The sequence below is a fragment of the Streptomyces nigrescens genome (assembly GCF_027626975.1).
Lineage (GTDB): Bacteria > Actinomycetota > Actinomycetes > Streptomycetales > Streptomycetaceae > Streptomyces > Streptomyces nigrescens.
Genome location: NZ_CP114203.1, coordinates 7,910,562 through 7,934,326 on the forward strand (window position 1 = coordinate 7,910,562; position 23,765 = coordinate 7,934,326).

The following is a 23,765-nucleotide window of genomic DNA, read 5'->3' on the forward strand; positions in this document are numbered from 1 at the left end:
GGGAGAGCGGAAAGGGAAGTGCTCGTGGGGGAGAGCGGGCGGGTCAGGCGGTGACGGAGGTGTGCCGTTTCGCGCTGCCCTTGGGCACGACCAGCGGGGTGCCGGTCTCGGGGTCGGGGATCACCCGGCAGTCCACGTCGAACACGGACTTGACCAGCTCCGCGTCGAGTACGTCCGCCGGGGCGCCGGCCGCCGCCAGCTGCCCGTCCTTGAGGACCACGAGATGATCCGCGTAACGGGCGGCCTGCCCGAGGTCGTGCAGCACCATCACCACGGTGCGGCCCGCCTCGGAGTGCAGCGCGGCGACCAGGTCGAGGACATCGAGCTGGTGCCGCAGGTCCAGGAACGTGGTCGGCTCGTCGAGCAGCAGCAGATCGGTGTCCTGGGCCAGCGCGAGCGCGATCCAGGCGCGCTGCCGCTGGCCGCCGGAGAGCTGGTCGACGGGCTGGTCGCGCAGCTCCACGGTGCCGGTGCGCCGCAGCGCCTCCTCCACCGCCTGCTGATCCGCCGTCGACCAGGGGCTCAGCAGCCGCTGGTGCGGGTAGCGGCCGAGCCGTACCAGCGCCTCGACGGTGATCGCGTCGGGGGTGACCGGCTGCTGGGGCAGCAGCCCCATCCGCAGGGCCAGCGCACGGGCCGGCATCCGGTGGATGTCTGCGCCGTCCAGGGCGACGGTGCCGGCGGCCGGCGGCAGCAGCCGGGTCAGACCGCGCAACAGGGTCGACTTACCACAGGCGTTGGGGCCGACGACGGCGGTGACGGCGCCGCCGGGCAGCACCAGATCGAGGCCGTCGACGATCAGCCGGTCGCCGTAGCGCAGATCGAGTCCGTGGGTGGAGAGCTGGTTGGCGGTCATCGGGCACTCCTGTTCACGGAACTGCTCTGACGGATCATCAGCACCAGCAGCCAGGGCGCGCCCAGAGTGGCGGTGACCACTCCGACCGGCAGGCCGCTGACCGGCAGCAGATACTGCGCCACCAGATCGGAGGCGAGCAGCAGTACGGCGCCGGCGAGGGCGGACAGTGCCAGCGTCCCGGCGGTCGGCGGCCCGGCGAGGAACCGCACCATGTGCGGGACGGCCAGCGCGACGAAGGCGACCGGGCCGGTCAGCGCGGCGGCCAGCGAGGCCAGCACGATGGCGATGACCAGGACCTGCAGCCGGGCGGTGTGGGTGTTCAGACCGAGCGTGCCGGCCGAGTCGTCGCCCAGGTCGAGGACGGCGAGCCGGCGGTGCAGCGCGAAGGCCAGGGCAAGGCCCACGGCCACCGCTCCGCCCGCGGACCACACTTCGGTCCAGGTCCGCCCGTACAGCGAGCCCGTGGTCCACTGCAGGGCCGAGCCGGCCAGCTCGGTGGGGAAGCTGACGATCATGAAGCTCACCGCCGCGGTCAGGCCCGCCTGTACGGCGAGACCGACCAGCACCAGGCGGGTCACACTGGTTCCGGAGCGCCAGCCGAACACGCCCAGCAGGACCGCGGCGAGCAGCCCGCCGCCGAGCGCGGCCAGCGGGATCATCGCCTGCGAGGCCCCGGCGGCCAGCATCGCCACCGCGCCGAACGAGGCACCGCCGGTCACCCCCATCACATCGGGGGAGGCGAGCGGATTGCGGAACAGCCGCTGCAGCAGGGCACCGCCCACCGCCAGGCCCGCCCCCGCGACGATCGCCGCGGCCATCCGCGGCGCGCGGAACTCCTGGACGATCAGCACCGTGCCGGCATCACCGGCACCGAACAGTCCCTTGGCCGCCTCGACGGGAGGCAGTGGCATCTCACCGTTGGCCACGGACACCGTCACCAGCGCGCAGAGCACCACCAGACCGGCGAGGGCGAGCAGCAGGGTCCGGCCGCGTCCGGCCCGGCGTCCGGGGGCCGCGGCGGGCGGCAGGGAGGAGGAGCCGAGCGGCTGCCGGCTCCGCAGTGCGTCGTTCACCGGGCCACCTTCCGGGCCAGCATCGCCAGCAGCGGCGCGCCCAGGAACGCGCTGATGATGCCGACCTGCAGCTCGGACGGCCGGATGACGAGCCGTCCGAGGATGTCGGCGGTGAGCAGCAGCAGCGGGCCGGCGATCAGACAGCCGGGCACCACCACCCGGTGGTCGGAGGTGCGCAGCAACTGGCGGACCAGGTGCGGTGCGGCCAGCCCGATGAAGGCGAGCGGACCGGCCACGGCCACCGCGGACGCGGCGAGCAGTACGACGGCCAGGCCGCCGGCGGTGCGGATCCGGGCCACCGGCACACCCAGTGCCTGCGCCGAATCGTCGCCCAGGGCCAGGGCGTTGAGGGCGGGGGTGAGGGCCAGCGCGAGGACCAGACCGATCACCAGGGTCGGCAGCACCGGGTAGAGCACCGTCAGCGGGCGCTCGGCCAGCGAACCGGCCAGCCAGAACCGGGCCTCGTCCAGCGACCGCTTGCTGGCCAGCATGACCGTCGACGTCCAGGACAGCAGGACGAGTTGCAGCACGGTGCCGCCCAGCGCGAGGCGTACCGGGTCGAGGTCGCCGCTGCGCCGGGCCAGGGCCTGGGCGAACAGCGCGGCGGCCGCGGCGCCCGCGAAGGCGAACCAGAGGTATTGCACGGGCCGGGTCAGATGCAGTGCGTAGATCGCGGTGACCACCGCGAAGCCCGCGCCCGCGTTGATGCCGAGGGTGGTCGGTGAGGCGAGCGGATTGCGGGTGATGCCCTGGGCGACCGCTCCGGCGACCCCGAGCGCCGCGCCGACGGTGAGCGCCACCACGGTCCGTGGTACCCGAAGCCCCGTCACCACCAAGGCGTCCGGCCCGTGGGCGGCACCGGTCAGCGCGTCCCACACGGTGGCAAGCGGTACGGAGCGGGCGCCGAGGGCGAGGCTCAGGGCGGCACAGACCGCCAGTGCACAGAGCCCGGCCACGAACAGCGGGATGCGCCGCAGGGTGTGAGCGGCGGGGCGCGGATCGGGCACAGGGGGTGCAGTGGCAGGTGGTTTGGTCGTCGACACGTGTCGTTACATTAGGTTAGGCATACCTAATATTGCAAGCGAGGGTTCGGTAAACGGTCAACTATCCCATTTGTCGGCCGATCATCGTCCCGATGCTCCCTGAGGGCCCCGACCTGGGGCGACCTACCCACTCGCCCGCCCTCTCACTCCGCCCGCGCCGTCGCCGGTGACGGCCCGTCAACCCCTTTTGGGGCTTCTGGGTTGAGTCACCCCGCAAGTGCATCGATTGTGCGTTATGGGGCACTGTGCTTCTCTGGTGAGGGGGACTTGTGGTTCCACCCGCCGAGGAGCGCCATGCACCCCACCACTCCGCGTATCGCGATCATCGGTGCCGGTCCCGGGGGGCTGACCTGTGCCCGCGTGCTCCAGCGCAGCGGCGTACCGGTCACCGTCTTCGCCCATGAGTCCTCGGTCGCCGTCGATCCGCAAGGCGGCACCCTGGAACTGCAGATGACGACCGGTCGGACCGCGCTGCGGGCGGCCGGTCTCTACGAGGAGTTCACCGCCCTCGCCCGCCCCGCGGGGCAGGAGGTGCGACTGCTCGACCACACCGCGACCGTGCTCCTCCGGGACGCCCCCGCCCCCGGCGGCCCCGACCGCACCGAGGTCGACCGGGCCGGACTGCGCCGTCTGTTGCTGGCCTCCCTCACCGCCGGGACCGTGCACTGGGACCGCTATCTGCGCACCCTGCATCCGCTCGGCGACGGCCGCCACAAGGCCGAGTTCGACGACGGCCACACCGAGACCTTCGACCTGGTCATCGGCGCCGACGGTGCCTGGTCCCGGGTGCGGCCGATGCTCACCGACGACACTCCCCACTACTCCGGTGTCACCTTCGTCGAGACCGGTATCTCGGATGCCGACAGCCGCCATCCGGACCTCGCCCGGCTGGCCGGCGACGGCAGCGTGCTGGCGCTGTCCGCCGGCAAGGGGCTGATCGCCCGGCGGCACGGTCATGGCCGTCTCCTTGTGTATGCCGCGTTCCGTGGCTCCCAGGACTGGGCGCTGGAGGCCGGGGTGACGATGACGGACACCGAGGCCGTCCGCGCCGTACTGCTCGACGGGTTCGCGGGGTGGGACGACCGGCTGCTGGCGCTGCTGCGGGACAACGACGGCGGATTCGTCAACCGGCCGCTGTTCGCGCTGCCGGTGCCGCACCCCTGGCCCCACACCCCGGGCCTGACTCTGCTCGGCGACGCCGCGCATCTGATGACACCGTTCGCCGGCGGGGGCGCCGGCCTCGCCATGCTCGACGGCTGCGAACTCGCCCGGGCCCTGGCCGAGGCCGGGGATCCGGACGCGGCGGTACGCGCCTACGAGTCGGCCATGCTGCGCCGCGCCACGCAGGTCGCCGAGCACGCCGCCCGCGCGCTGGCCCAGGCCTTCGCCCCCGACGTCCCGGACGGCGCACTGCGCCTGCTGCCCGCCCGACGGCCGTGACCCGTGACGGGAGCGGGGCGGCCCGCCCGGCCGACGCCGCCCTCCGGTTGCGGCCCCGCCGTGCCCATCGGACGATCGGCAGCGTACGGAGACCGGCAGGGTACGGACGCGAATGCGGCACCGCCCGGCAGTGCCCGGCGCGGAGGGACGGAACACACCGTGAAGATCACTGAGCCCACGCCCGGCGCGCCCTGCTGGGTGGAGCTGGGCACCTCGGACGTGGAAGCCGCCAAGGTGTACTACCGCCATGTCTTCGGCTGGCGCGCCGAGACCGACCCGCGGGAGGAGGCGGGCGGCTACACCACGCTGTATCTGGGAGGCGCCCCGGTCGCCGCGCTGACCCCGCTCTACGCCCCCGGGCAGCCGACCGCCTGGACCGTGTCGTTCGCGACCCGGGACGCCGATGCGCTGACCGCGTCGGTCACCGAGGCGGGCGGGCGGCAGCTGATGGGGCCGATGGACGTCTTCGACGTGGGCCGCTTCGCCGTCCTGGCCGACCCGGAGGGCGTCGTCTTCTCGATCTGGCAGGCCCGTTCGTTCGCCGGCGCCGCGCTGTTCAACGCACCGGGCTCGCTCGGCTGGGTCGAGCTCGCCACCCGGGACGCCGAGGCCGCCAAGGCGTTCTACACGAGGGTCTTCGGCTGGACCGTGGGCACCCACGAGGACTATCCGCAGTGGGGCATCGACGGCGCCGACTTCGGTGGCCTGAGCGCGCTGGACGAGTTCTACCCGGAGGACGTCAGGGCGCACTGGCTGCCGTACTTCGCGGTCGCCGACGTCGATGAGACGGCCGCCCGGGCCGCCGAGTCCGGGGGGATGCTGCTGGTGCCCCCGACGGAGGTCCCCCACGGGCCGAAGGTTGCGGTGATCCGGGATCCGCAGGGAGCCTCGTTCGGCATCCACCGCGTCGGTACCGAGGGCTGACCCCGGTCGTCCCCGGTACGCCCCACCGGGCGGCGACGGCTCATGACCCGGGCGCGCCCGCCCGCCCCGTCACACGATCGGCGGCCTGTTCGTCGTTTCACCACATTCCGATGGTGGTTTGCGCGTAATGTCCACTTCCTGCCAGTGGGTGGCACTGCGCGTCAAGAACAGGAGACCCCTATGTCCACGACCGACATCCTCGCGGCCCGAGGCAAACGGCTCGTCGCCGGCACGGGTGCGCTGGCCACGGCCGTCGCCCTCGGCGCGACGCTCCTCGCCGCCGCCCCGGCCCAGGCGACGCCCGGCCCCGCCAAGCCCTTCGGCGTGGTCACCGCCAAGAAGGGGCTGAGTGAGCGTCAGTACCCCAGCACGGACTCCTCCGTACGGGGCTACCTCCGGCACCGCGCGCACGTCGGCCTGGTGTGCAAGGTGCGCACCCAGAGCGTGGGCGGCAACTCCGTCTGGTACCTGACCCGCGCGGAGCGGGGGACCTGGGTCGCGGCGAAGTACGTGACCAACAGCGGCCAGGTCAAGTACTGCAAGGACATCCACCGCACCCGGGTGCAGACGAACCACCCGGCGAAGCACACCGTGGGCTGATGGAGCCCCGGGGAGGCCCGGTCCGGTGCCGCAGCGGCACCGGACCGGGCCTTCGTGCGTCTACCGCCGCCCCGCCACGCCGTCCGGTCCTCCGCCCACACCCTCCCGCCCTCCGCACCCTCCACACCTCTCCACACCCTTCCGTATTACTGGAACGCGTTCTACTGTGCCCCTCGATCCGGCAGCCGACGGCCCGTCAGCTTCGCGGGCCGTCCTCGGACCGGACGACCGGACCGGACGAACTGGAGGGGCCGTGCACCTCGAATACACCCCCGAGCAGCAGCAGTTGCGCGCCGAGCTGCGCACGTACTTCGCCGCGCTGGTGCCGGACAACACCTACGGCCGTGACCCCGAGGGCACCAGGGGCGCCCCCCTCGCCGACCCCGCCGCCCAGAAGCGCTTCTACCGCGAGACCGTGCGCCGGCTCGGCGCCGACGGCTGGCTCGGCGTCGGCTGGCCCAAGGAGTTCGGCGGCCGCGGACTCTCCCCGATGGAACAGTTCATCTTCTTCGACGAGGCCGCCCAGGCGGGGGTGCCGCTGCCGCTGATGGCGCTGAACACCGTCGGCCCGACGATCATGCAGTTCGGCACCGACGAGCAGAAGTCCTACTTCCTGCCCAGGATCCTCTCCGGCGAGATCGACTTCGCCATCGGCTACAGCGAACCCGACGCCGGCACCGACCTGGCCGCCCTCAAGACCCGCGCCGTACGGGAGGGCGACGAGGAGACCGGCCACTACCTCGTCAACGGGCAGAAGATCTGGACGACCAACGGCGACACCGCGGAGTGGGTGTGGCTCGCGGTGCGCACCGACCCGGCCGCCCCGCCCCACAAGGGCATCACCATGCTCCTCGTCCCCACCAGCGACCCCGGCTACTCCTGCACCCTGATCAACACCCTCGCCTCGCACGACACCACCGCCAGCTACTACGAGAACATCATCGTCCCGGCCTCCCGTCGCGTCGGCCAGGAGAACAAGGGCTGGCGGATCATCACCAACCAGCTCAACCACGAGCGGGTCACCCTCGCCGCCCACGGAACCATGGCCATCCGCGCCCTGCACAACGTCCAGCGCTGGGCCGCCGACACCAAGCTCGCCGACGGCCGCCGGGTCATCGACCTGGGCTGGGTACGCGGCCGGCTGGCCCGTACCCACACCAGACTGGACGCCATGAAACTGCTGAACTGGCAGATGGTCGACGCCCTCCAGCAGGGCACCCTCACCCCGCAGGACGCCTCCGCGGTCAAGGTCTACGGCTCCGAGGCCCGCCGGGACGCCTACGCCTGGCTGATGGAGATCGTCGGCTCCGCGGGCCCGCTCAAGGAGGGCTCAGCCGGAGCGGTCCTGCACGGCGAACTGGAACGCGGCTACCGCTCCGCCGTCATCTTCACCTTCGGCGGCGGCAACAACGAGATCCAGCGCGAGATCATCTCGTGGATCGGCCTGGGGATGCCTCGGGTGCGGCGGTGATCCGGCGACACGGGGGCAGTGAGCCTGTTCGACAGCGTGTGGATGGTGGCAGTTCCGCGAGCAGGGGAATGGCGTTGGCCGGCTGAACGGCAGTATCAGCTCTCCCCGCGATGGTGCGGTCGTGGTGTGCCTGGAGCTCATCCCTGCCTCAACCACCATGCGGTGAGAGCGACGAGCATCGATCCGCCTGCTGCCGCAGCGCCACGTACGGCCGCAAACAGGGCGGTCTGCAGTAGACGCTTGCGAGTCTGTGAACGTGTGCGGTTGCGCATTTTGATCTCCTCGACTGGTCGAATGTGAGAGACGATGACGTCCTCGTCGTCGAGGCGGGTAAACGACGGGCAGAGCGGACGCAGGCCCCTTACCCTGCTGGTCACAAGCTGCCCGTCGGTGCCCGCCACGGGCACGGACGCGGGGCGGGTAGCGACTGGGAGAGCGATGGCGGGGCGGGCGAGCGGTCTGTGGGAAGAGTTACGCAGCCTTGAACGCCGGGCCTGCGCGGGGCGGAGTGCTGAAGGCCTGCCCTATTCGCGTCGCGCGACAGCGCAAGCCCTTCGCGCTCAACCCTTCAACGTGCTTCTGGACGCTCAGCGTCTCAGCTCCTGGATTCCCGACGACCCGGCCAAGGCTGTAGCGCCAAGTCCTGCGAGCGGCGACAAGGTCTGGGCTTTGGTTCAGCTATGGCACGCATGGTCTGGTGCACCAGTGCCCGCGATGCGGAGCCGACGGTACTTTCAAAGCTTGATCGAGGAGGCACAGCCTGAACGCCCGCGGCGAGCATGTTCTGCCACCAGCCTGCCCGTCGTGCTTGAGGATCTCTTGGAGCGGCAGCGGGACCAGGGAGAGTTGTGGCCGTATGTCATTCACGACGGATCAGGTGCACGGCTACCGCTGTCGGAGGTGCACGTCCCGCAGACGCTTGATGCGGGCTTCGCAACAGGGGAGGCATCCGATGTGCTCCGAGGTGTTCCCGTCGACGAGATCCTGTCGTCACCCGAGCGCGGGCACCTGCTGGTGGAGGCCGGCCCCGGCGGGGGCAAGTCGACCCTGATGGCCCGTCTGGCAGGAAGGCTGTCTCAGCTACTGCTGCAGGGGGGAGACAGAGACGGAAGCCTGATCCCGGTTTGGACCACGGCGTCGTATCTGGCTACCTCGCACGATGGTGTTGACCTTGCCCTGTCTCGGCTGGTCTATGGGCGAGGGTATGACGGTGAGCGTCGCTTCACCAAGGCCGTGGGTGGACTGATGCCCGAGGGCGCAACGTGGCTGATCATGGTGGATGGGCTGGATGAAGTCTCTGCTGTTGGGGAACGCGCCCATCTGACGCAGCGCCTGACCACGTTGGCGGAGCAGATTCGGGCGGACGAAGCGCGGACGCGCTTCGTCGTGGCAAGCCGCCCGCTGCACCGCCTGGAGAGGGCCGTGTTCCATCGGGCGGGCTTCAGCCGATGGGCAGTGGCGCCGTTCGATGACAGGCAGGTGCGAGAGTTCGCTTCCCGCTGGTTCGGTGTGGAGGAGCCCGGGCCCGGACAGGCGCAGGAGTTTGTCCGGCAGGCGGAACTCGCGGGCCTGCAGGAACTCATGGCGAATCCGCTCTTGGCGGCCGTTGCCGCAGCAGTGTTCGAGGCATGGCCGGACCGGATGCTTCCCGCTAATCAGTATGCGCTCTACGAGCAGTACCGCGCCTACCTCGTAAGTGCCAAGAGTCTGCAACGTGACACGTACCTGAACTGCCCGGCTTCCAGCACGTTGCGTGACCCCGCCGCCCTGGACTGCGTACGGTTCCTGCGGGAGCGGTTTGACGATCTGCTGCGTCACCTTGCGCTGACCACGGTCACGGAGACGTCTCCCGATTTGCTCCACAGCGCGTTGTCATGGCTTTGCGAACAGCTGGGCCCGCGTGCCCGCACCAGCATTCCGGGGTGGGCCGAACTGGTCGCCGCTCTGCTCACCACGAGCGGCCTCGTTCTCTCCGCTGAAGACGGCCTTCGCTTTCTGCACGTGAGCTTTGCCGAGCACCTGGCTGCCGAGGCGCAGTCCCTGTGCCTGCCTGCCCACTTCGACCCAACGTCCCGGGAATGGACAGGCATCCTGGAGCAAGCGGTCCTGGGCAAGGAGACGCGAGCGCAGACAGCACGAGCCGCTCTTCTCCACTACGCTCACCGGCATCCACTCGAATCTGCGCGCATGCTTACCTGGCTGCAGCAGGGCTCGGAACAACACCAGCAGATAGCCGGCTTCCTTCTTGCCGAGGGCAGCCCTGCGGATCCCGCGCACGTTGCTTCCTTTCTGGAGCGACTCCCCTTCCTGCCACCTGACTGTTGGCGTATGGCGGGCCACCTCACGGATCCCTCAGCCCACAAGATGCTGCGTTCCTATGCAGGCAGCGCCAGCTACCCGAATGCGCTGCGCTTGCAGGCGTTGGCCGCCCTGGCCATTCGTCACCCCGCCGAGGCGGAGGAGATCAGGACATGCTTCACCACGCACCTACTCGATGAGCACAGCCTGAATGGTGGACAGACGTCGCCTGATGAGCAGCCGTTGCTACCCTTCGATGCCGCCGCTGAGTACTGCGAGCCCTCTGCCCTGATCACCGTGCTCGAACAACTCACCGCAGAAGACGTCCGTGATGGGGCCGAACTGTTCAGCGAACTTGTCTGTGAGGGGGGTCTGGAGAGCGCTGAGCGAAGCGCAGTGATCTACCGGCTGTGCGAGGCAGCCCCCGAAGAGGGACACCGGACCGCGGAGCGATTGCAACACATCGCCTCCAGCACTCAACTGGCCCCCTGGCTACGTCTCGACGCAGCTGAAGCGCTGATCGAATTCGGCGGGCGTTACCTCGCGACCGCTACTGCCGCACTCACCTCCATCGCGGAGAACGAGCACTGCGCCATCCCGAGCCGCTTGGCTGCCGCCGAATGTCTCGCCGGCCTGGGCAGTCAGCATGCCGACTACGCCCACCGACTCCTCACTCATCTCGCGCAGCAAGAAACCACGCCTCCCTTCGAGCGCATGGAACTACAGGAGGCACTCGCGCAGCTTCAAGGCTGACGGAGACCGCGCTCGCACCGGCCGTGGCAGCTTCACCTCACACCCCCACGGCGAGGACCACGTGTCCACCGCAGCTGTATGAAAGCTCAGGCCACTGGTAAGAGTGGAGCATCTCCAAGGAGCCCTGGCAGAGGGCTCACCTGAGCCTTGCTCCACGACCGGGGGTACGGCATCTGCGTCGTCCATACTTCCGAATGCGCCAGGTAGAGTCCGTAATCTGGGCCTGTGACGCGGAAGGAAGTTGGCATCACAGCTCAGAAGTGTCGCCTGAATGCCAACTGGAAATCTGGTCACATCCGGCAGCAGGAGGTGCGGTGATGGCAGCAGACCCCGGGCTCTTCGGGCCCCGCTCCGTGACCTGGCAGATGCATGCGGATCCGATGATGTGGATCGCGGGCGTCCGCGCGCTGTACCTCCAGGCGCTGCACCCCCGCGCGGTGCGCGGTGTGCACCAGAACTCTGCCGCGTTCCGGATGAGCAAGCAGGGCAGCCGGGACGCCTGGGGGCGGCTGATGCGGACCGCCAACTTCGTCGGCACCCTTACCTACGGCACCACCGAGGCGGCCGAACAGGCCGGCGCCGCGGTCCGCAGTATGCACCGCCGGCTGTCCGCCACCGAGCCGGCCACCGGCGAGCGCTATGGCGTCGACGCACCGGACCTGCTGCTGTGGGTGCACTGCGCCGAGGTGGACTCCTATCTGCACGTACTGCGCCGCTCCGGCTACCCCGTCGGAGACGCCCAGGCCGACGCCTACCTCGACGAGCAGCGCGAGAGCGCCCGGCTCGTCGGCCTCGACCCGGCCGGGGTGCCCGGCAGCCGGGCCGCGCTCGCCGCCTACTTCGCCCGTGTGCGGCCCGAGTTGGCGCTGACCCCCGAGGCCCGGGAGGTGGACGGCTTCCTGCGCCGGCCGCCGACACCGGCCGTGCTCGTCCCGGTCCGCGCCCTGCTCTGGCGGCAGGTGGCACAGCTCGCCTACGGCGCCCTCCCGGCGTACGCACACGAGCTCTACGGGCGCCCCGCGCCCCCGCCTCCCGCCGTCACCCGCCGGCTGCGCGCCGCCGGCCGCCTCCTTCGCGCCATTCCGCCCACGGTCCGCTGGCGGCTCCCGCCCCGGCACATCCTGCGCGCCGTCGAACGACTCGGTCCCGACACCCGCCCAGCGCCCTACAAGCTCCGCCGATCCGCCGCCATACTGGACGGGCAGGAGGGCACGCAGGGGGAGCTGCGCGGCTGACCGCGGGGAACGGGGACGGGGGCGGCGATACACGGTGGCGGAAAACAGACTGATTCAACGGCGGTACCGGCTTCTCGACACCATCGGGCGCGGCGGGATGGGGGAGGTGTGGCGGGCCCGCGACGAGTCGCTGGGCCGGCAGGTCGCGGTCAAATGCCTCAAGCCGCTGGGGCCGCGGCACGAACCCTCGTTCCTTCAGGTGCTGCGCGAACGTTTCCGCCGTGAGGCCCGGGTCGCGGCCGCGCTCCAGCACCGCGGTATCACCGTCGTCCATGACTTCGGCGAGGACGACGGCACCCTCTTCATCGTCATGGAGCTGCTCAGCGGCCGTAACCTCAGCCAGCTGCTGGACGACAACCGCCGCCAGCCGCTGCCCGTCCCGGACGTCATCGAGATCGCCGAACAGGTCACGGCCGCGCTGGCCTACACCCATGAACAGGCCATCGTGCACCGCGATCTGAAACCGGCGAACATCGTCCGGACCGCCGACGGCACGGTCAAGATCTGCGACTTCGGCATCGCCCGGCTCGGCCATGACATCGGCTTCACCGCCCGCCTCACCGGCACCGGTATCGCCATGGGCAGCCCGCACTACATGTCGCCCGAACAGATCGGCGCCCACGGCATCGACCACCGCAGCGATCTCTACTCCTTCGGCTGTGTGCTGTACGAGATCGCCACCGGTGTGCCGCCGTTCGACCTGGGTGACGCCTGGGCGGTGCTCGTCGGGCACCGCGACCTGGCGCCGAAGCCGCCGCGCACGCTCCGCCCCGACCTGCCCGAGGCCTACGAGCGGATCATGCTCGAACTCCTCGCCAAGGACCCCGACGACCGGCCCCGGGACGCCGACGAGCTGGGCAAACGCCTGGTCGATGCCCGCCGGTCGCACCCCGGCCGGGGCCCCGCGGCCGCCGGTCCGGAAGAGGCGACGGTGCCCGCCTGGCAGCTGCCGCCCTGGACCGACGGGATGACGTTCGGCTCTCCGGCGGGCGCCACCCGGCGGCCGCAGCGGTATCCGGCCGCCGGAGGCACCACGGTCCTCACCGGCACCTGGACCGGCGGCACCGACCCGCGGGGCGGCGGCGCGTCCCCGGCCGCCGGTATCGCCAGCCCGGCACCGCCGGACGACCGCCGCGCCGCCCTCGCCGAGCTCGCCGGACGGCACACCGCCGCGCTGGACCTCGGCCGGCTGGGCCGCTGGGAGGAGGCGGGCGAGGCGCACCGCGCCCTCGCCGCGGAACGCGAGCGGCTCCTCGGCGCGGACCACCCCGACACCCTCACCAGCCGTCTGGAAGCCGGCCATGCGCTGGGCCGTCTCGGACGGCACTTCGAGGCGCACCAGATCTACGCCGAGGTACTGGCGGGCCGCGAGCGCGCCCTGGGCCCGGACCATCCCGACTCGCTGAGCTGCCGCCACCATGTCGCAGGCAACCTCGGCCGGCTGGGACGGCTGGAGGACAGCCGTGCCATGGTCCAGGAGGTGGCCGCGGCCCGCGCCCGGGTGCTCGGCGCACAGCACCCCGACACCCTCGCCACCTACTGCGAACTCGCTTACGTCCTGGGCAAGTTGGGTCAGTGGGTGGACGCGCTGCACACTTACCAGGGGGTCGCGGCGGCGCGCGCCACCACGCTCGGACCCGAGCACGAGGACACCCTCGCCGCCCGTTACGAGGTAGGCATCGGCCTCGGCCGGCTCGGCCGCAGCGCGGAGGCCCTGGCCCTCTACCGCGACCTGGTCGCGGACCGTACCCGCGCCCAGGGCGCCGACGACCCGGAGACGCTGCGCGCCCGGCACGGTCTGGTCGTCAACCTCGGGCGGCAGAACCGCTGGCAGGAGGCGCTCGTGGAGGCCCGCGAGGTGGCCACGGCCCGTGCCCGGGTGCTCGGTCCCGAGCACCCCGACACCCTGGTCAGCCGCCGGGAGACCGCCGTGGCGCTCGGGTGGCTCGGCCGCTGGAGCGAGGCACTGGACCTCTACCGCCAGGTCGCCGACGCCCGCGAACGGGTCCTGGGCGCCGCCCACCTCGACGCGCTGGCCAGCCAGGGCGACCTCGCCCAGTGCCTGGAGCAACTGGGCCGCACGGACGAGGCGGCCGCGCTGCACCGCCGGGTCGCGGCCCTGCACCAGGAGCGCGCCGTACGCCGGCGGTGAAGCCGGCCGGCACCTGGTCCGGGGCAACCGGTCAGTGCGGAGTGACCCGGTAGAGCACGGTGCTGTGCGGCGGCACCTCCCGCGCCACGATGTTCCCCTCACTGTGCGTACGGCGGCCGGTGACCAGATTGTGCAGCTCGTAGGAGCCGGACTTCGCCAGACCGGCCGCGCCGGCGGAGACGGACAGGGTGCGCGGGCTGCCGCCCGAGTTGAACAGGGCGACCGCCCGGTCGCCGTTCTTCAGCGGCTTGGACAGCACCGCCGAGTCGTCGTCCTGCGCGACGACGCGCCCCTGGACGCCGAGCGGATCCTGGTCGACGGCGATGACCTGCTCGTTCCCGAGCACCTTGCGCGCCGCGGGGGACAGCGCGCCCACATCCGTACTGGAGATCAGCGGTGCGGCCATCATCGCCCACAGCGACATCTGGCTCTGCGTCTCATGCCGCGTCAGCCCCGCCGCCCCGGCCAGCAGAAAGTCCGGATCGTTCCAGCGCCCGGGACGCTGGAGGCCGGCCAGGCGGGAGTTGTAGCGGAAGTTGTAGACGATGGAGGCCCACTTCGCGGCAGGTGTGCTCTTCTCCAGGGCCACGTCCCGGCCGGTCCGCCACAGGTTGCCGACCTCGGCCGACCAGCCCATGACCCGGTGCCAGACGCTGTCCCCGTCGAACTGGAAATAGGCCGGTGCCGACACGGAGAAGGTCATCGGACGGCCGGTGGCACGCAGCGCACGGCTCAGCTGTCCGTACAGATCCCGGTAGGCCGCCTCCTTGCCGTGCCCCGGCGTCACCGGCACATTGCAGCCGTCCGCCTTGACGTAGTCCACCTTCCAGCGGGCGAACTGCTCCGCGTCCTGCTGGAAGTGCCCCAGGCTGCCCGGGTACTTCTCACAAGTGAGCGTGCCGACGTCCGCGTAGATCCCGAACTTCAGCCCCATCCGGTGCAGCTGCTCCCCGAGGTGGGCCATACCGTGCGGGAACTTCGTCCGGTCCGCCACCAGCCGGCCGCGGTCGTCACGCTGTCTGCTCATCCAGCAGTCGTCGACGGTGACGGTGCGGTAGCCCTTGCGGGCCAGCCCCGTGCGGACCAGCGCCCGCGCATTGTCGAGGACGACCTTCTCGTCGAGGTCGCACATGTAGTACGACCAGTTGTTCCAGCCCATCGGGGGGCGCGGCGCCAGATTCGGATACGCCCCGGCGAGGCGCGGGGCGCCGGGCGCGCGGGCCGGATCGGGGGTGGCGGAGGCGGGCGCGGGGGCCGCCAGCAGCCCGGCCGAGCAGGCGGCGACGGCGGTCAGTCCGGCGAAGGTGCGGCCGATGCGGGGTACCGACGGATGGGGCACGGGTCACCTCACGGGTGGGCGGGACGGCCTGCGGAGCGGACGGCGGGAGCGGTGCCGGGGCGGAGCACGGCCGGACGCTAGGAGCAGCCCCCGGCCCGGTCAAGAAGCCGCACCGACCCGGGTGAAGGTTTCAGCCGCCTGCACCTGGCGACGGGGATCACCGCGTGCTACCAAGGGGCATGCCGGAACGGACTTCGTATGACGCGGTCATCGTCGGTGGCGGGCACAACGGACTGGTGGCCGCCGCCTATCTCGCACGCGCAGGACGCAGCGTGCTGGTGCTGGAGCGGCTGGACCACACCGGTGGTGCCGCCGTGTCGACCCGGGCGTTCGCCGGGGTCGATGCCCGGCTGTCCCGTTACTCCTACCTCGTCAGCCTGCTGCCGCCGAAGATCGTGCAGGATCTCGGGCTGCGGTTCGCGGTCCGCAAACGCACCGTCTCCTCCTACACCCCCGCCGTACGCGACGGCCGCCCCACCGGGCTCCTCGTCGGCGGCGGCGAGGCCCGGACCCGTACCGCGTTCGCCGAACTCACCGGCTCCGACCGTGAGTTCACCGCCTGGCAGCGCTTCTACGGAAGCACCCAGCGGCTGGCCGAACGGGTCTTCCCCACCCTGACCGGGCCGCTCCCCTCGCGCGCCGCGCTGCGCGCCACGGTCGACGACGACGCCCTCTGGCACGCGCTGTTCGAACGCCCCCTGGGTGAGCTGGTCGAGGAGACCTTCACCGACGACCTGGTCCGCGGAGTGGTGCTCACCGACGCCCTGATCGGCACCTTCGCCGGTGCTCATGATCCGTCGCTGCGCCAGAACCGCTGCTTCCTCTACCACGTGATCGGCGGCGGCACCGGCGACTGGGACGTCCCCATCGGCGGGATGGGCGCCCTCACCGACGCCCTGGCCGACGCCGCCCGCCGGGCCGGGGCGGAGATCGTCACCGACTGCGCGGTGACCGGTATCGCGACGGACGGCCACAGCGCGGAGGTGACCTGCGACCAGGGCACCGTCGGCGCCCGCCGGGTCCTCGTCAACGCCGCCCCGCGGGAGCTGGCCCGCCTCCTGGGCGAGGCTCCGCCGCCACCCGCCGAGGGTGCCCAGCTCAAGGTCAATATGCTGCTCACCCGGCTGCCGCGGCTACGGGACACCGGCGTGGACCCGCGGGAGGCCTTCTCCGGCACCTTCCACATCGCCGAGGGCTACCGCCAGCTGGCGGACGCCTACCAGCAGGCCGCGTCCGGCGGTCTGCCCGTCTCCCCGCCCTCCGAGATCTACTGCCACTCCCTCACCGACCCCTCCATCCTCGGCGCCGACCTGGTCCGCCAGGGCTACCAGACGCTCACCCTGTTCGGGCTGCACGCCCCCGCGCGGCTGTTCACCGCCGACAACGACGCCACCCGCGACCGCCTCCTGGCGGCCACCCTCGCCGAGCTGGACACCCACCTCGCCGAACCCCTCGCCGGCTGCCTGGCCCACGACGCCGACGGCCGCCCCTGCATCGAGGCCAGATCCCCCCTCGACCTGGACCGTGAACTGGGCCTGCCCGGCGGCAACATCTTCCACCGCGACCTGGCCTTTCCGTACGCGGAGCCGGCGGATGACGCCGCCGAGGGCACCGCCCCGGCCCGCTGGGGGGTGGCGACCACGCATCCCAACGTCCTCCTGTGCGGCGCGGGCGCGGTACGCGGCGGGGGAGTGAGCGGTATCCCGGGCCACAACGCGGCGATGGCGGTGCTGGAGGAGGGGTGAGGGGCGGGGGCCGTTCCGGGGCGACGGAACGACCCGACGCAAGTTTCTGACGAGGCATCAGAAAATCTCTTCCCTCGTACGGCCCGCTGCGGCATCCTGCGCCCATGCAGACGGAGCTGAGCAACACGCTGGGAGCCGAGCACGCCGTCTTCGGGTTCACCCCCTTCCCCGCGGTCGCCGCGGCGATCACGCGGGCCGGCGGGTTCGGAGTGCTCGGGGCGGTCCGGTACACCGCGCCGGACGAACTGGCGCGTGACCTCGACTGGATGCAGGAGCACACCGACGGGCTGCCGTACGGGCTCGATGTGGTGATGCCCGCCAAGAAGGTGGCAGGCGTCAGCGAGGCCGAGGTCGAAGCGATGATCCCAGAGGGGCACCGCCGCTTCGTCGCCGAACTGCTCGAAAAACACCGGGTACCGCGGCTCGCGGAGGGCGAGGCGTCCGGCTGGCGGATCACCGGGTGGATGGAGGAGGTCGCCCGCACCCAGCTCGATGTGGCCTTCGACTACCCGATCAAGCTGCTGGCCAACGCCCTCGGGTCGCCGCCGGCCGATGTCATCGAGCGCGCCCACGCGCACGGCGTCCTCGTCGCCGCGCTGGCCGGCAGCCCCCGGCACGCCCTGCACCACAAGGCCGCCGGCATCGACATCGTCGTCGCCCAGGGGTACGAGGCCGGCGGGCACACCGGCGAGATCGCCACCATGGTGCTCACCCCGGAGGTGGTGGCCGCCGTCGACCCGCTGCCGGTGCTCGCCGCGGGCGGCATCGGCACCGGGGAGCAGATCGCCGCCGGGCTCGCCCTCGGCGCACAGGGCGTCTGGCTGGGCTCGCTCTGGCTGACCACCGAGGAGGCCCAGCTGCACTCCCGGCGGCTGACCGCGAAACTGCTCGCCGCGGGCCCCGGGGACACCGTCCGCTCCCGCGCCCTGACCGGCAAACCCGCCCGTCAGCTGCGCACCGCGTGGACCGACGCCTGGGACGACCCGAGCGGCCCCGGCCCCCTGCCCATGCCGCTGCAGGGCCTGCTGGTCGCCGAGGCCAACTCCCGTATCCAGCGGCACGAGGTCGAGCCGCTGCTGGGTACCCCGGTCGGCCAGATCGTCGGCCGGATGAACAGCGAGCGCAGCGTACAGGCCGTCTTCGACGAGCTGACCCGCGGCTTCGAGCGGGCCATCGACCGGATCAACCGCATCGCCGGACGCGCGTGAACCCGAGGAGGACAGCGGAATGAGCAAGGACTCCCCACCGCCCAACGGCTTCTGGGCGCAGGCCGCCGCCGACCCGGACCGGACGGTCCTGATCACCCCGGACGGCGAGGAGTGGACCGCGGGCCGGCTGCACGCCGCGAGCAACCAGCTGGTCCACGGGCTGCGCGCGGCGGGCCTGGAGCGCGGCGACGCCTTCGCCGTGGTCCTCCCCAACGGCGTCGAGTTCTTCACCGCCTACCTCGCCGCGTCCCAGGCCGGTTTCTACCTCGTCCCCGTCAACCACCACCTGGTCGGCCCGGAGATCGCCTGGATCGTGGCCGACTCCGGGGCGAAGGTGCTGATCGCGCACGAGCGGTTCGCGCAGGCGGCCCGGCAGGCCGCGGACGAGGCGGAGCTGCCCGCGTCCCAGCGCTACGCCGCCGGTCACATCGACGGCTTCCGGCCGTACGGGCAACTCCTCGACGGGCAGCCGGAGTCCGCGCCCGCCGACCGCACCCTGGGCTGGGTCATGAACTACACCTCGGGCACCACCGGACGCCCGCGCGGCATCCGCCGCCCGCTGCCCGGCACCCCGCCCGAGGACTCCTACCTCGGCGGCTTCCTCGCCATCTTCGGCATCAAGCCGTTCGACGACAACGTCCACCTGGTCTGCTCACCGCTCTACCACACGGCCGTGCTGCAGTTCGCCGGTGCCTCACTGCACATCGGCCACCGCCTCGTCGTGATGGACAAGTGGACACCGCAGCGCATGCTGGCCCTGATGGACGAGCAGCGCTGCACCCACACCCATATGGTGCCGACCCAGTTCCACCGGCTGCTCGCCCTGCCGGAAGAGACCCGTGCGGCGTACGACGTGAGCGCGATGCGGCACGCCATCCATGGCGCCGCGCCCTGCCCCGACCACGTCAAACGCGCGATGATCGACTGGTGGGGCGACTGCGTCGAGGAGTACTACGCGGCGAGCGAGGGCGGCGGTGCCTTCGCGACCGCCGAGGACTGGCTGAAGAAGCCCGGGACGGTCGGCAAGGCCTGGCCGATCAGCGAACTTGCCGTCTTCGACGACGACGGCAACCGGCTGCCCGCGGGCGAACTCGGCACCGTCTACCTGAAGATGAGCACCGGCGGCTTCCGCTACCACAAGGACGAGGGCAAGACCCGGAAGAACCGGATCGGTGACTTCTTCTCCGTCGGCGACCTGGGCTATCTCGACGAGGACGGCTATCTCTTCCTCCGTGACCGCAAGATCGACATGATCATCTCGGGCGGGGTGAACATCTACCCCGCCGAGATCGAATCCGCCCTGCTCAGCCACCCCGCGGTGGCCGACGCGGCCGCCTTCGGCATCCCGCACGACGACTGGGGCGAGGAGGTCAAGGCCGTCGTCGAACCCGCCGAGGGCCACCCTCCGTCGCCCGGACTGGCCGCGGAGATCCTGGCCCACTGCGCCCAGCAGCTGGCGGGCTACAAGCGGCCCAAGTCGCTCGACTTCATCGCCGTCATGCCGCGCGACCCCAACGGCAAGCTCTACAAGCGCCGGCTGCGTGACCCGTACTGGGAGGGCAGGGAGCGCGCGCTGTAACCGTGCACCCCGCGTGCCCGCCGCGGCTGACGGCGGCCGGTCCACCCTCCGGGGGCCGGCCGCCGGCGGTGGACTCCGCCGGGTGCCTTGACCCGGAGGGGGGTGCGGCCCAGGATCGCGCCATGACGCAAGCGCGGAGCAATACGGTCGACGGAGTCCTGCGACGCAGCGCCCGCCGGGTGCCCGGACGGACCGCGGTGCGGTACGCGGACCGGTCCTGGACCTATCGCGAGCTGGACGAGGCGGTGACCGCCGCGGCCCGGGTGCTGCTGGCGGACGGCCTGGAGCCCGGCGACCGGGTCGCCTCCTACGGGCACAACTCCGATGCGTATCTGATCGGCTTTCTGGCCTGTGCCCGCGCCGGACTGGTGCACGTTCCGGTCAACCACACCCTGACCGGCGAGGATCTGCGCTACCTCCTGGACCAGTCGGGCAGCGCGCTGGTGCTCACCGACGCCGCGCTCGCGCACCGGCTGCCGGATTCCGTACGCACCATGCCCCTCTACGGGGCGCCCGGCGGGCTGCTGGAGCGGCTCGCGGCCCGGGAAGCGCCCGCGGGCACCGGGCCGGGGCCGGCGGGGCCCGGCGCCGCGGACCTGGTCACCGAGGTGCCCGACGACGCCCTCGTCCAGCTCCTCTACACCTCCGGAACCACCGCGCTGCCCAAGGGCGCGATGATGACGCACCGCGCCCTGGTGCACGAGTACACCAGCGCCGTCGTCGCCCTCGACCTGAAGGAGACGGACCGGCCGGTGCACTCGCTGCCGCTCTACCACTCCGCGCAGATGCATGTGTTCCTGCTGCCCTATCTGGCGGTGGGCGCGGAGAACACCATCCTGGACGGGCCCGACCCGGGCCGGATCTTCGACCTGGTGGAAGCGGGCCTGGCCGACAGCCTGTTCGCCCCGCCGACCGTGTGGATCGCGCTGGCGAACCACCCCGATTTCACCGTCCGGGAGCTGAGCGGGCTGCGCAAGGCCTACTACGGGGCCTCGATCATGCCGGTTCCGGTCCTGGAGCGGCTCCGCGCCCGGCTGCCCGGCCTCGCCTTCTACAACTGCTTCGGGCAGAGCGAGATCGGGCCGCTGGCCACCGTGCTCGGCCCCGGGGAACACGAGGGCCGGATGGACTCCTGCGGGCGCCCGGTGCTGTTCGTCGAGGCACGGGTGGTGGACGAGGAGGGCCGGGAGGTACCCGACGGCACCCGGGGTGAGGTCGTCTACCGGTCACCCCAGCTGTGCACCGGCTACTGGGACAAGCCGGAGGAGACCGCCGAGGCGTTCCGGGGCGGCTGGTTCCACTCCGGTGATCTCGCCGTCCGCGACGCGGAGGGCTATTTCACGGTGGTCGACCGGGTCAAGGACGTCATCAACTCCGGTGGCGTACTGGTCGCCTCGCGCCAGGTGGAGGATGTGCTCTACGAGCATCCGCAGGTGGCCGAGGTCGCCGTCATCGGGCTGCCGGACGAGCGCTGGATCGAGGCGGTGACCGCGGTGGTCGTACGGCGCGCGGACGGCGCGGGCGGTGGCGACGAGGTGGGGGAGCGGGAGCTGATCGAGGCGGCCCGCGCGCGTCTGGCACCGTTCAAGGCGCCCAAACGGGTGATGTTCGTGGACGCGCTGCCGCGCAACGCCAGCGGCAAGGTCCTCAAGCGCGAGCTGCGGGCCCGGTTCGGCGCACCCTGAGGCGGGCCCTGAGCCGGGCCCGGCGCGGTGTGCGTGAAGGGCGGCTGTCAGTGCCCGCTGCCATGCTGAGAAATGGCGCGCACACCGCCGTGCACGTCACGATCCGTGCAACGGAGGTCCTCCATGCTGACCACCAACTATGTCCCGGGCACCCCGAACTGGCTCGACCTGGGAGCCCCCGACATCGACGCCGCCGTCTCCTTCTACTCCGCCGTGTTCGGCTGGAGCTTCCAGTCGGCCGGCCCGGATGCCGGCGGATACGGCTTCTTCCAGCTCGGCGGCGAGACGGTCGGCGCCATCGGCCCTCTGATGGACGAGGGCGCCCGCTCCGCCTGGACCGTGTACTTCCAGACCCCCGACGCGGACGCCACCGCCAAGACGGTGCAGCAGGCCGGCGGCTCGGTGCGGGTCCCGCCGATGGATGTCTTCACCGCCGGCCGGCTGGCCGCCTTCACCGACCCGACGGGCGCCGACTTCGCCGTCTGGCAGCCGGGCGACGTCCAGGGCCTGGAGCGGGTGATGGAGCCGAACACGCTGTGCTGGACGGAGCTGTACACCACCGACGCGGCCGCGGCCAAGGACTTCTACCGCTCCGTCTTCTCCTGGGACCACCAGGACATGCCGATGGGCGGCGATCTCATCTACTCGGTCGTCTCCGCACCGGGCGGCGGCGAGGGCGACGACTCGGGGCAGGGCGGCATCATGCAGCTGCCGGAGGAGAACCTGAAGGCCGGTTCGACCTCGGAGTGGCACCCGTATTTCGGTGTGACCGACTGTGACGCCACCTTCGCCGCGGCCACCGGCCAGGGCGCCACGGTACTGATCCCGCCCACCGATGCCCCTGGCGTCGGCCGGCTGGCCATGGTCAAGGACCCGGCAGGAGCCCCGTTCGCCCTGATCAAGGGGGACCCGACGATGACCTGAACGGCCCCGCCGCAAACGGCTGCGGACGGCCGGCGGCCGTCAGGCGGTGTCCCGCGGCCGGGCGTCCACAATGCGCTTGATCTTGCCGACCGAGCGCTCCAGCGTCTCCGGGTCGACGATCTCGACCGCGACCGAGACCCCGATGCCTTCCTTGACGCTGTGCGCGATCAGCCCGGCGGCTGCCGTGCGTGCCTCAGGGGTCGCATCCGGCCGGGCCTCGGCGCGCACGGTCAGCCGGTCCATCCGGCCCTCCCGGGTCAGCCTGAGCTGGAAGTGCGGGGCGACGCCGGGGGTACGCAGCACGATCTCCTCGATCTGCGCGGGGAAGAGATTGACCCCCCGCAGAATGATCATGTCGTCGCTGCGTCCGGTGATCTTCTCCATCCGGCGGAAGGCGGGGCGGGCGGTGCCGGGCAGCAGCCGGGTCAGATCCCGGGTGCGGTAGCGGACGACCGGCATCGCTTCCTTGGTGAGCGAGGTGAACACCAGCTCGCCGTGCGCACCGTCCGGCAGCACCTCGCCGGTGAGCGGATCGACCACCTCCGGGTAGAAGTGGTCCTCCCAGATGTGCAGCCCGTCCTTGGTCTCCACACACTCCTGGGCGACGCCCGGGCCCATGACCTCCGACAGGCCGTAGATGTCCACGGCGTCGATCGCGAACCGCTCCTCGATCTCGCGGCGCATCTCCTGTGTCCAGGGCTCGGCGCCGAAGACACCCACCTTCAGCGAGGTCGTCCGGGGGTCGATGCCCTGCCGCTCGAACTCGTCCAGCAGGGTGAGCATGTACGAGGGCGTGACCATGATGATCTCGGGGCGGAAGTCCTGGATGATCTGCACCTGCCGGCCGGTCATCCCGCCGGACGCCGGGACGACCGTGCAGCCGAGCCGCTCAGCGCCGTAGTGCGCGCCCAGCCCGCCGGTGAACAGGCCGTATCCGTACGCGATATGGACGGTGTGACCGGGCCGGCCGCCGGCCGCGTACAGAGAACGGGCGACCACATCCGCCCAGTGCGACAGATCGCGCTCGGTGTAGCCCACGACCGTCGGGCGGCCGGTGGTGCCGCTGGAGGCATGGATGCGGCGCACCTCCGCCTTGGGGACGGCGAACATCCCGAAGGGGTACTGGGCGCGCAGATCGTCCTTGACGGTGAACGGGAAACGGGCGAGATCGCCGAGCGAGCGGCAGTCCTGCGGATGCACCCCGGCCCGGTCGAAGGACTCCCGGTAGAACGGGATGTGGTCATAGGCATGCTGCAACGAGGCGCGCAGCCGGGTCAGTTGCAGCGCGCGCAACGCGTCCCCGGAGAGCCGTTCCACCTCGTCGAACGTCTCACTGCCCGTAGCCGCTTCCGGCATGGAGTTCACCGCCTCGGTTTCCCTACCGATCATTCGGTAGCTGCATGCTGATCCAAGTAATCAGCGCGCGGCGAACACGTCAAG

The 23,765-nt window shown here is 71.4% G+C and carries 17 protein-coding genes; 12 read left to right on the forward strand and 5 right to left on the reverse strand.

The genetic code is table 11. From position 1 onward, the window contains the following. Positions 1 to 43: 43 nt before the first annotated feature. The 3 genes from STRNI_RS35160 to STRNI_RS35170 are packed head-to-tail and all read right to left on the reverse strand — an operon-like array spanning position 44 to position 2,936. Positions 44 to 856 (reverse strand): ABC transporter ATP-binding protein, encoded by an 813-nt coding sequence (locus tag STRNI_RS35160; protein ID WP_277412656.1) that lies wholly within the window; start codon positions 854 to 856, stop codon positions 44 to 46. Further along, on the reverse strand, positions 853 to 1,884 hold the full coding sequence (locus STRNI_RS35165; protein ID WP_037742184.1) for a FecCD family ABC transporter permease: 1,032 nt from the start codon (positions 1,882 to 1,884) through the stop codon (positions 853 to 855). The genes STRNI_RS35160 and STRNI_RS35165 overlap by 4 nt, the downstream gene beginning before the upstream one ends. Positions 1,885 to 1,925: 41 nt before the next feature. After that, complete coding sequence (locus tag STRNI_RS35170; protein WP_277412657.1) at positions 1,926 to 2,936, reverse strand: FecCD family ABC transporter permease; 1,011 nt, start codon at positions 2,934 to 2,936, stop codon at positions 1,926 to 1,928. 330 nt (positions 2,937 to 3,266) lie between these two features. On the opposite strand from STRNI_RS35170, the gene STRNI_RS35175 reads away from it, so the two are divergent. The 7 genes from STRNI_RS35175 to STRNI_RS35205 all read left to right on the forward strand — a co-directional run bounded on the left by STRNI_RS35175 (position 3,267) and on the right by STRNI_RS35205 (position 13,845). After that, the gene (locus STRNI_RS35175) at positions 3,267 to 4,412 is read left to right on the forward strand and encodes an FAD-dependent oxidoreductase (RefSeq protein ID WP_277412658.1); all 1,146 of its coding nucleotides are present in this window, start codon (positions 3,267 to 3,269) and stop codon (positions 4,410 to 4,412) included. A 159-nt stretch (positions 4,413 to 4,571) separates the two neighbouring features. Next, complete coding sequence (locus STRNI_RS35180; protein ID WP_277412659.1) at positions 4,572 to 5,336, forward strand: VOC family protein; 765 nt, start codon at positions 4,572 to 4,574, stop codon at positions 5,334 to 5,336. A 180-nt stretch (positions 5,337 to 5,516) separates the two neighbouring features. Then, the gene (locus tag STRNI_RS35185; RefSeq protein ID WP_159490629.1) at positions 5,517 to 5,936 is read left to right on the forward strand and encodes an SH3 domain-containing protein; all 420 of its coding nucleotides are present in this window, start codon (positions 5,517 to 5,519) and stop codon (positions 5,934 to 5,936) included. Between the two features lie 253 nt (positions 5,937 to 6,189). Continuing rightward, a complete protein-coding gene (locus STRNI_RS35190) occupies positions 6,190 to 7,407 on the forward strand; it encodes an acyl-CoA dehydrogenase family protein (RefSeq protein ID WP_277412660.1) in 1,218 nt (405 codons plus the stop codon). A 741-nt stretch (positions 7,408 to 8,148) separates the two neighbouring features. Continuing rightward, positions 8,149 to 10,458: an NACHT domain-containing protein gene (locus STRNI_RS35195; protein WP_277412661.1), complete on the forward strand. Its 2,310-nt coding sequence runs from the start codon at positions 8,149 to 8,151 to the stop codon at positions 10,456 to 10,458. Positions 10,459 to 10,775: 317 nt separating this feature from the next. Then, positions 10,776 to 11,693, forward strand: a complete 918-nt coding sequence (locus tag STRNI_RS35200; RefSeq protein ID WP_109888156.1) for an oxygenase MpaB family protein — start codon at positions 10,776 to 10,778, stop codon at positions 11,691 to 11,693. A 34-nt stretch (positions 11,694 to 11,727) separates the two neighbouring features. After that, a complete protein-coding gene (locus tag STRNI_RS35205; protein ID WP_277412662.1) occupies positions 11,728 to 13,845 on the forward strand; it encodes a serine/threonine-protein kinase in 2,118 nt (705 codons plus the stop codon). 31 nt (positions 13,846 to 13,876) lie between these two features. On the opposite strand, the gene STRNI_RS35210 is transcribed toward STRNI_RS35205, so the two are convergent. Then, complete coding sequence (locus STRNI_RS35210; RefSeq protein ID WP_277412663.1) at positions 13,877 to 15,184, reverse strand: glycoside hydrolase family 27 protein; 1,308 nt, start codon at positions 15,182 to 15,184, stop codon at positions 13,877 to 13,879. A gap of 179 nt (positions 15,185 to 15,363) precedes the next feature. Here STRNI_RS35210 and STRNI_RS35215 point away from each other — a divergent pair, with 179 nt between their 5' ends. The 5 genes from STRNI_RS35215 to STRNI_RS35235 all read left to right on the forward strand — a co-directional run bounded on the left by STRNI_RS35215 (position 15,364) and on the right by STRNI_RS35235 (position 22,325). After that, complete coding sequence (locus STRNI_RS35215) at positions 15,364 to 16,929, forward strand: phytoene desaturase family protein (protein ID WP_277412664.1); 1,566 nt, start codon at positions 15,364 to 15,366, stop codon at positions 16,927 to 16,929. A 104-nt stretch (positions 16,930 to 17,033) separates the two neighbouring features. Then, on the forward strand, positions 17,034 to 18,137 hold the full coding sequence (locus tag STRNI_RS35220; RefSeq protein ID WP_159490641.1) for an NAD(P)H-dependent flavin oxidoreductase: 1,104 nt from the start codon (positions 17,034 to 17,036) through the stop codon (positions 18,135 to 18,137). A 19-nt stretch (positions 18,138 to 18,156) separates the two neighbouring features. Further along, a complete protein-coding gene (locus STRNI_RS35225) occupies positions 18,157 to 19,716 on the forward strand; it encodes an acyl-CoA synthetase (RefSeq protein WP_277412665.1) in 1,560 nt (519 codons plus the stop codon). A 122-nt stretch (positions 19,717 to 19,838) separates the two neighbouring features. Beyond that, positions 19,839 to 21,401 (forward strand): acyl-CoA synthetase, encoded by a 1,563-nt coding sequence (locus STRNI_RS35230; protein ID WP_277412666.1) that lies wholly within the window; start codon positions 19,839 to 19,841, stop codon positions 21,399 to 21,401. Between the two features lie 123 nt (positions 21,402 to 21,524). Continuing rightward, positions 21,525 to 22,325 (forward strand): VOC family protein, encoded by an 801-nt coding sequence (locus STRNI_RS35235; protein WP_277412667.1) that lies wholly within the window; start codon positions 21,525 to 21,527, stop codon positions 22,323 to 22,325. Between the two features lie 39 nt (positions 22,326 to 22,364). On the opposite strand, the gene paaK is transcribed toward STRNI_RS35235, so the two are convergent. After that, positions 22,365 to 23,681 carry a phenylacetate--CoA ligase PaaK gene (paaK, locus tag STRNI_RS35240; RefSeq protein WP_277412668.1) on the reverse strand — a complete coding sequence of 439 codons (1,317 nt, stop codon included), beginning with the start codon at positions 23,679 to 23,681 and terminating at the stop codon, positions 22,365 to 22,367. Positions 23,682 to 23,765: the final 84 nt, after the last annotated feature.

Coding starts and splice junctions, on each gene's coding strand:
- STRNI_RS35235 (WP_277412667.1), top strand. CDS start 21,525: ATGCTGACCACCAACTATGTCCCGGGCACCCCGAACTGGCTCGACCTG.
- STRNI_RS35225 (WP_277412665.1), top strand. CDS start 18,157: ATGAGCAAGGACTCCCCACCGCCCAACGGCTTCTGGGCGCAGGCCGCC.
- STRNI_RS35220 (WP_159490641.1), top strand. CDS start 17,034: ATGCAGACGGAGCTGAGCAACACGCTGGGAGCCGAGCACGCCGTCTTC.
- STRNI_RS35230 (WP_277412666.1), top strand. CDS start 19,839: ATGACGCAAGCGCGGAGCAATACGGTCGACGGAGTCCTGCGACGCAGC.
- STRNI_RS35185 (WP_159490629.1), top strand. CDS start 5,517: ATGTCCACGACCGACATCCTCGCGGCCCGAGGCAAACGGCTCGTCGCC.
- STRNI_RS35175 (WP_277412658.1), top strand. CDS start 3,267: ATGCACCCCACCACTCCGCGTATCGCGATCATCGGTGCCGGTCCCGGG.
- paaK (WP_277412668.1), bottom strand. CDS start 23,681: ATGCCGGAAGCGGCTACGGGCAGTGAGACGTTCGACGAGGTGGAACGG.
- STRNI_RS35160 (WP_277412656.1), bottom strand. CDS start 856: ATGACCGCCAACCAGCTCTCCACCCACGGACTCGATCTGCGCTACGGC.
- STRNI_RS35200 (WP_109888156.1), top strand. CDS start 10,776: ATGGCAGCAGACCCCGGGCTCTTCGGGCCCCGCTCCGTGACCTGGCAG.
- STRNI_RS35215 (WP_277412664.1), top strand. CDS start 15,364: ATGCCGGAACGGACTTCGTATGACGCGGTCATCGTCGGTGGCGGGCAC.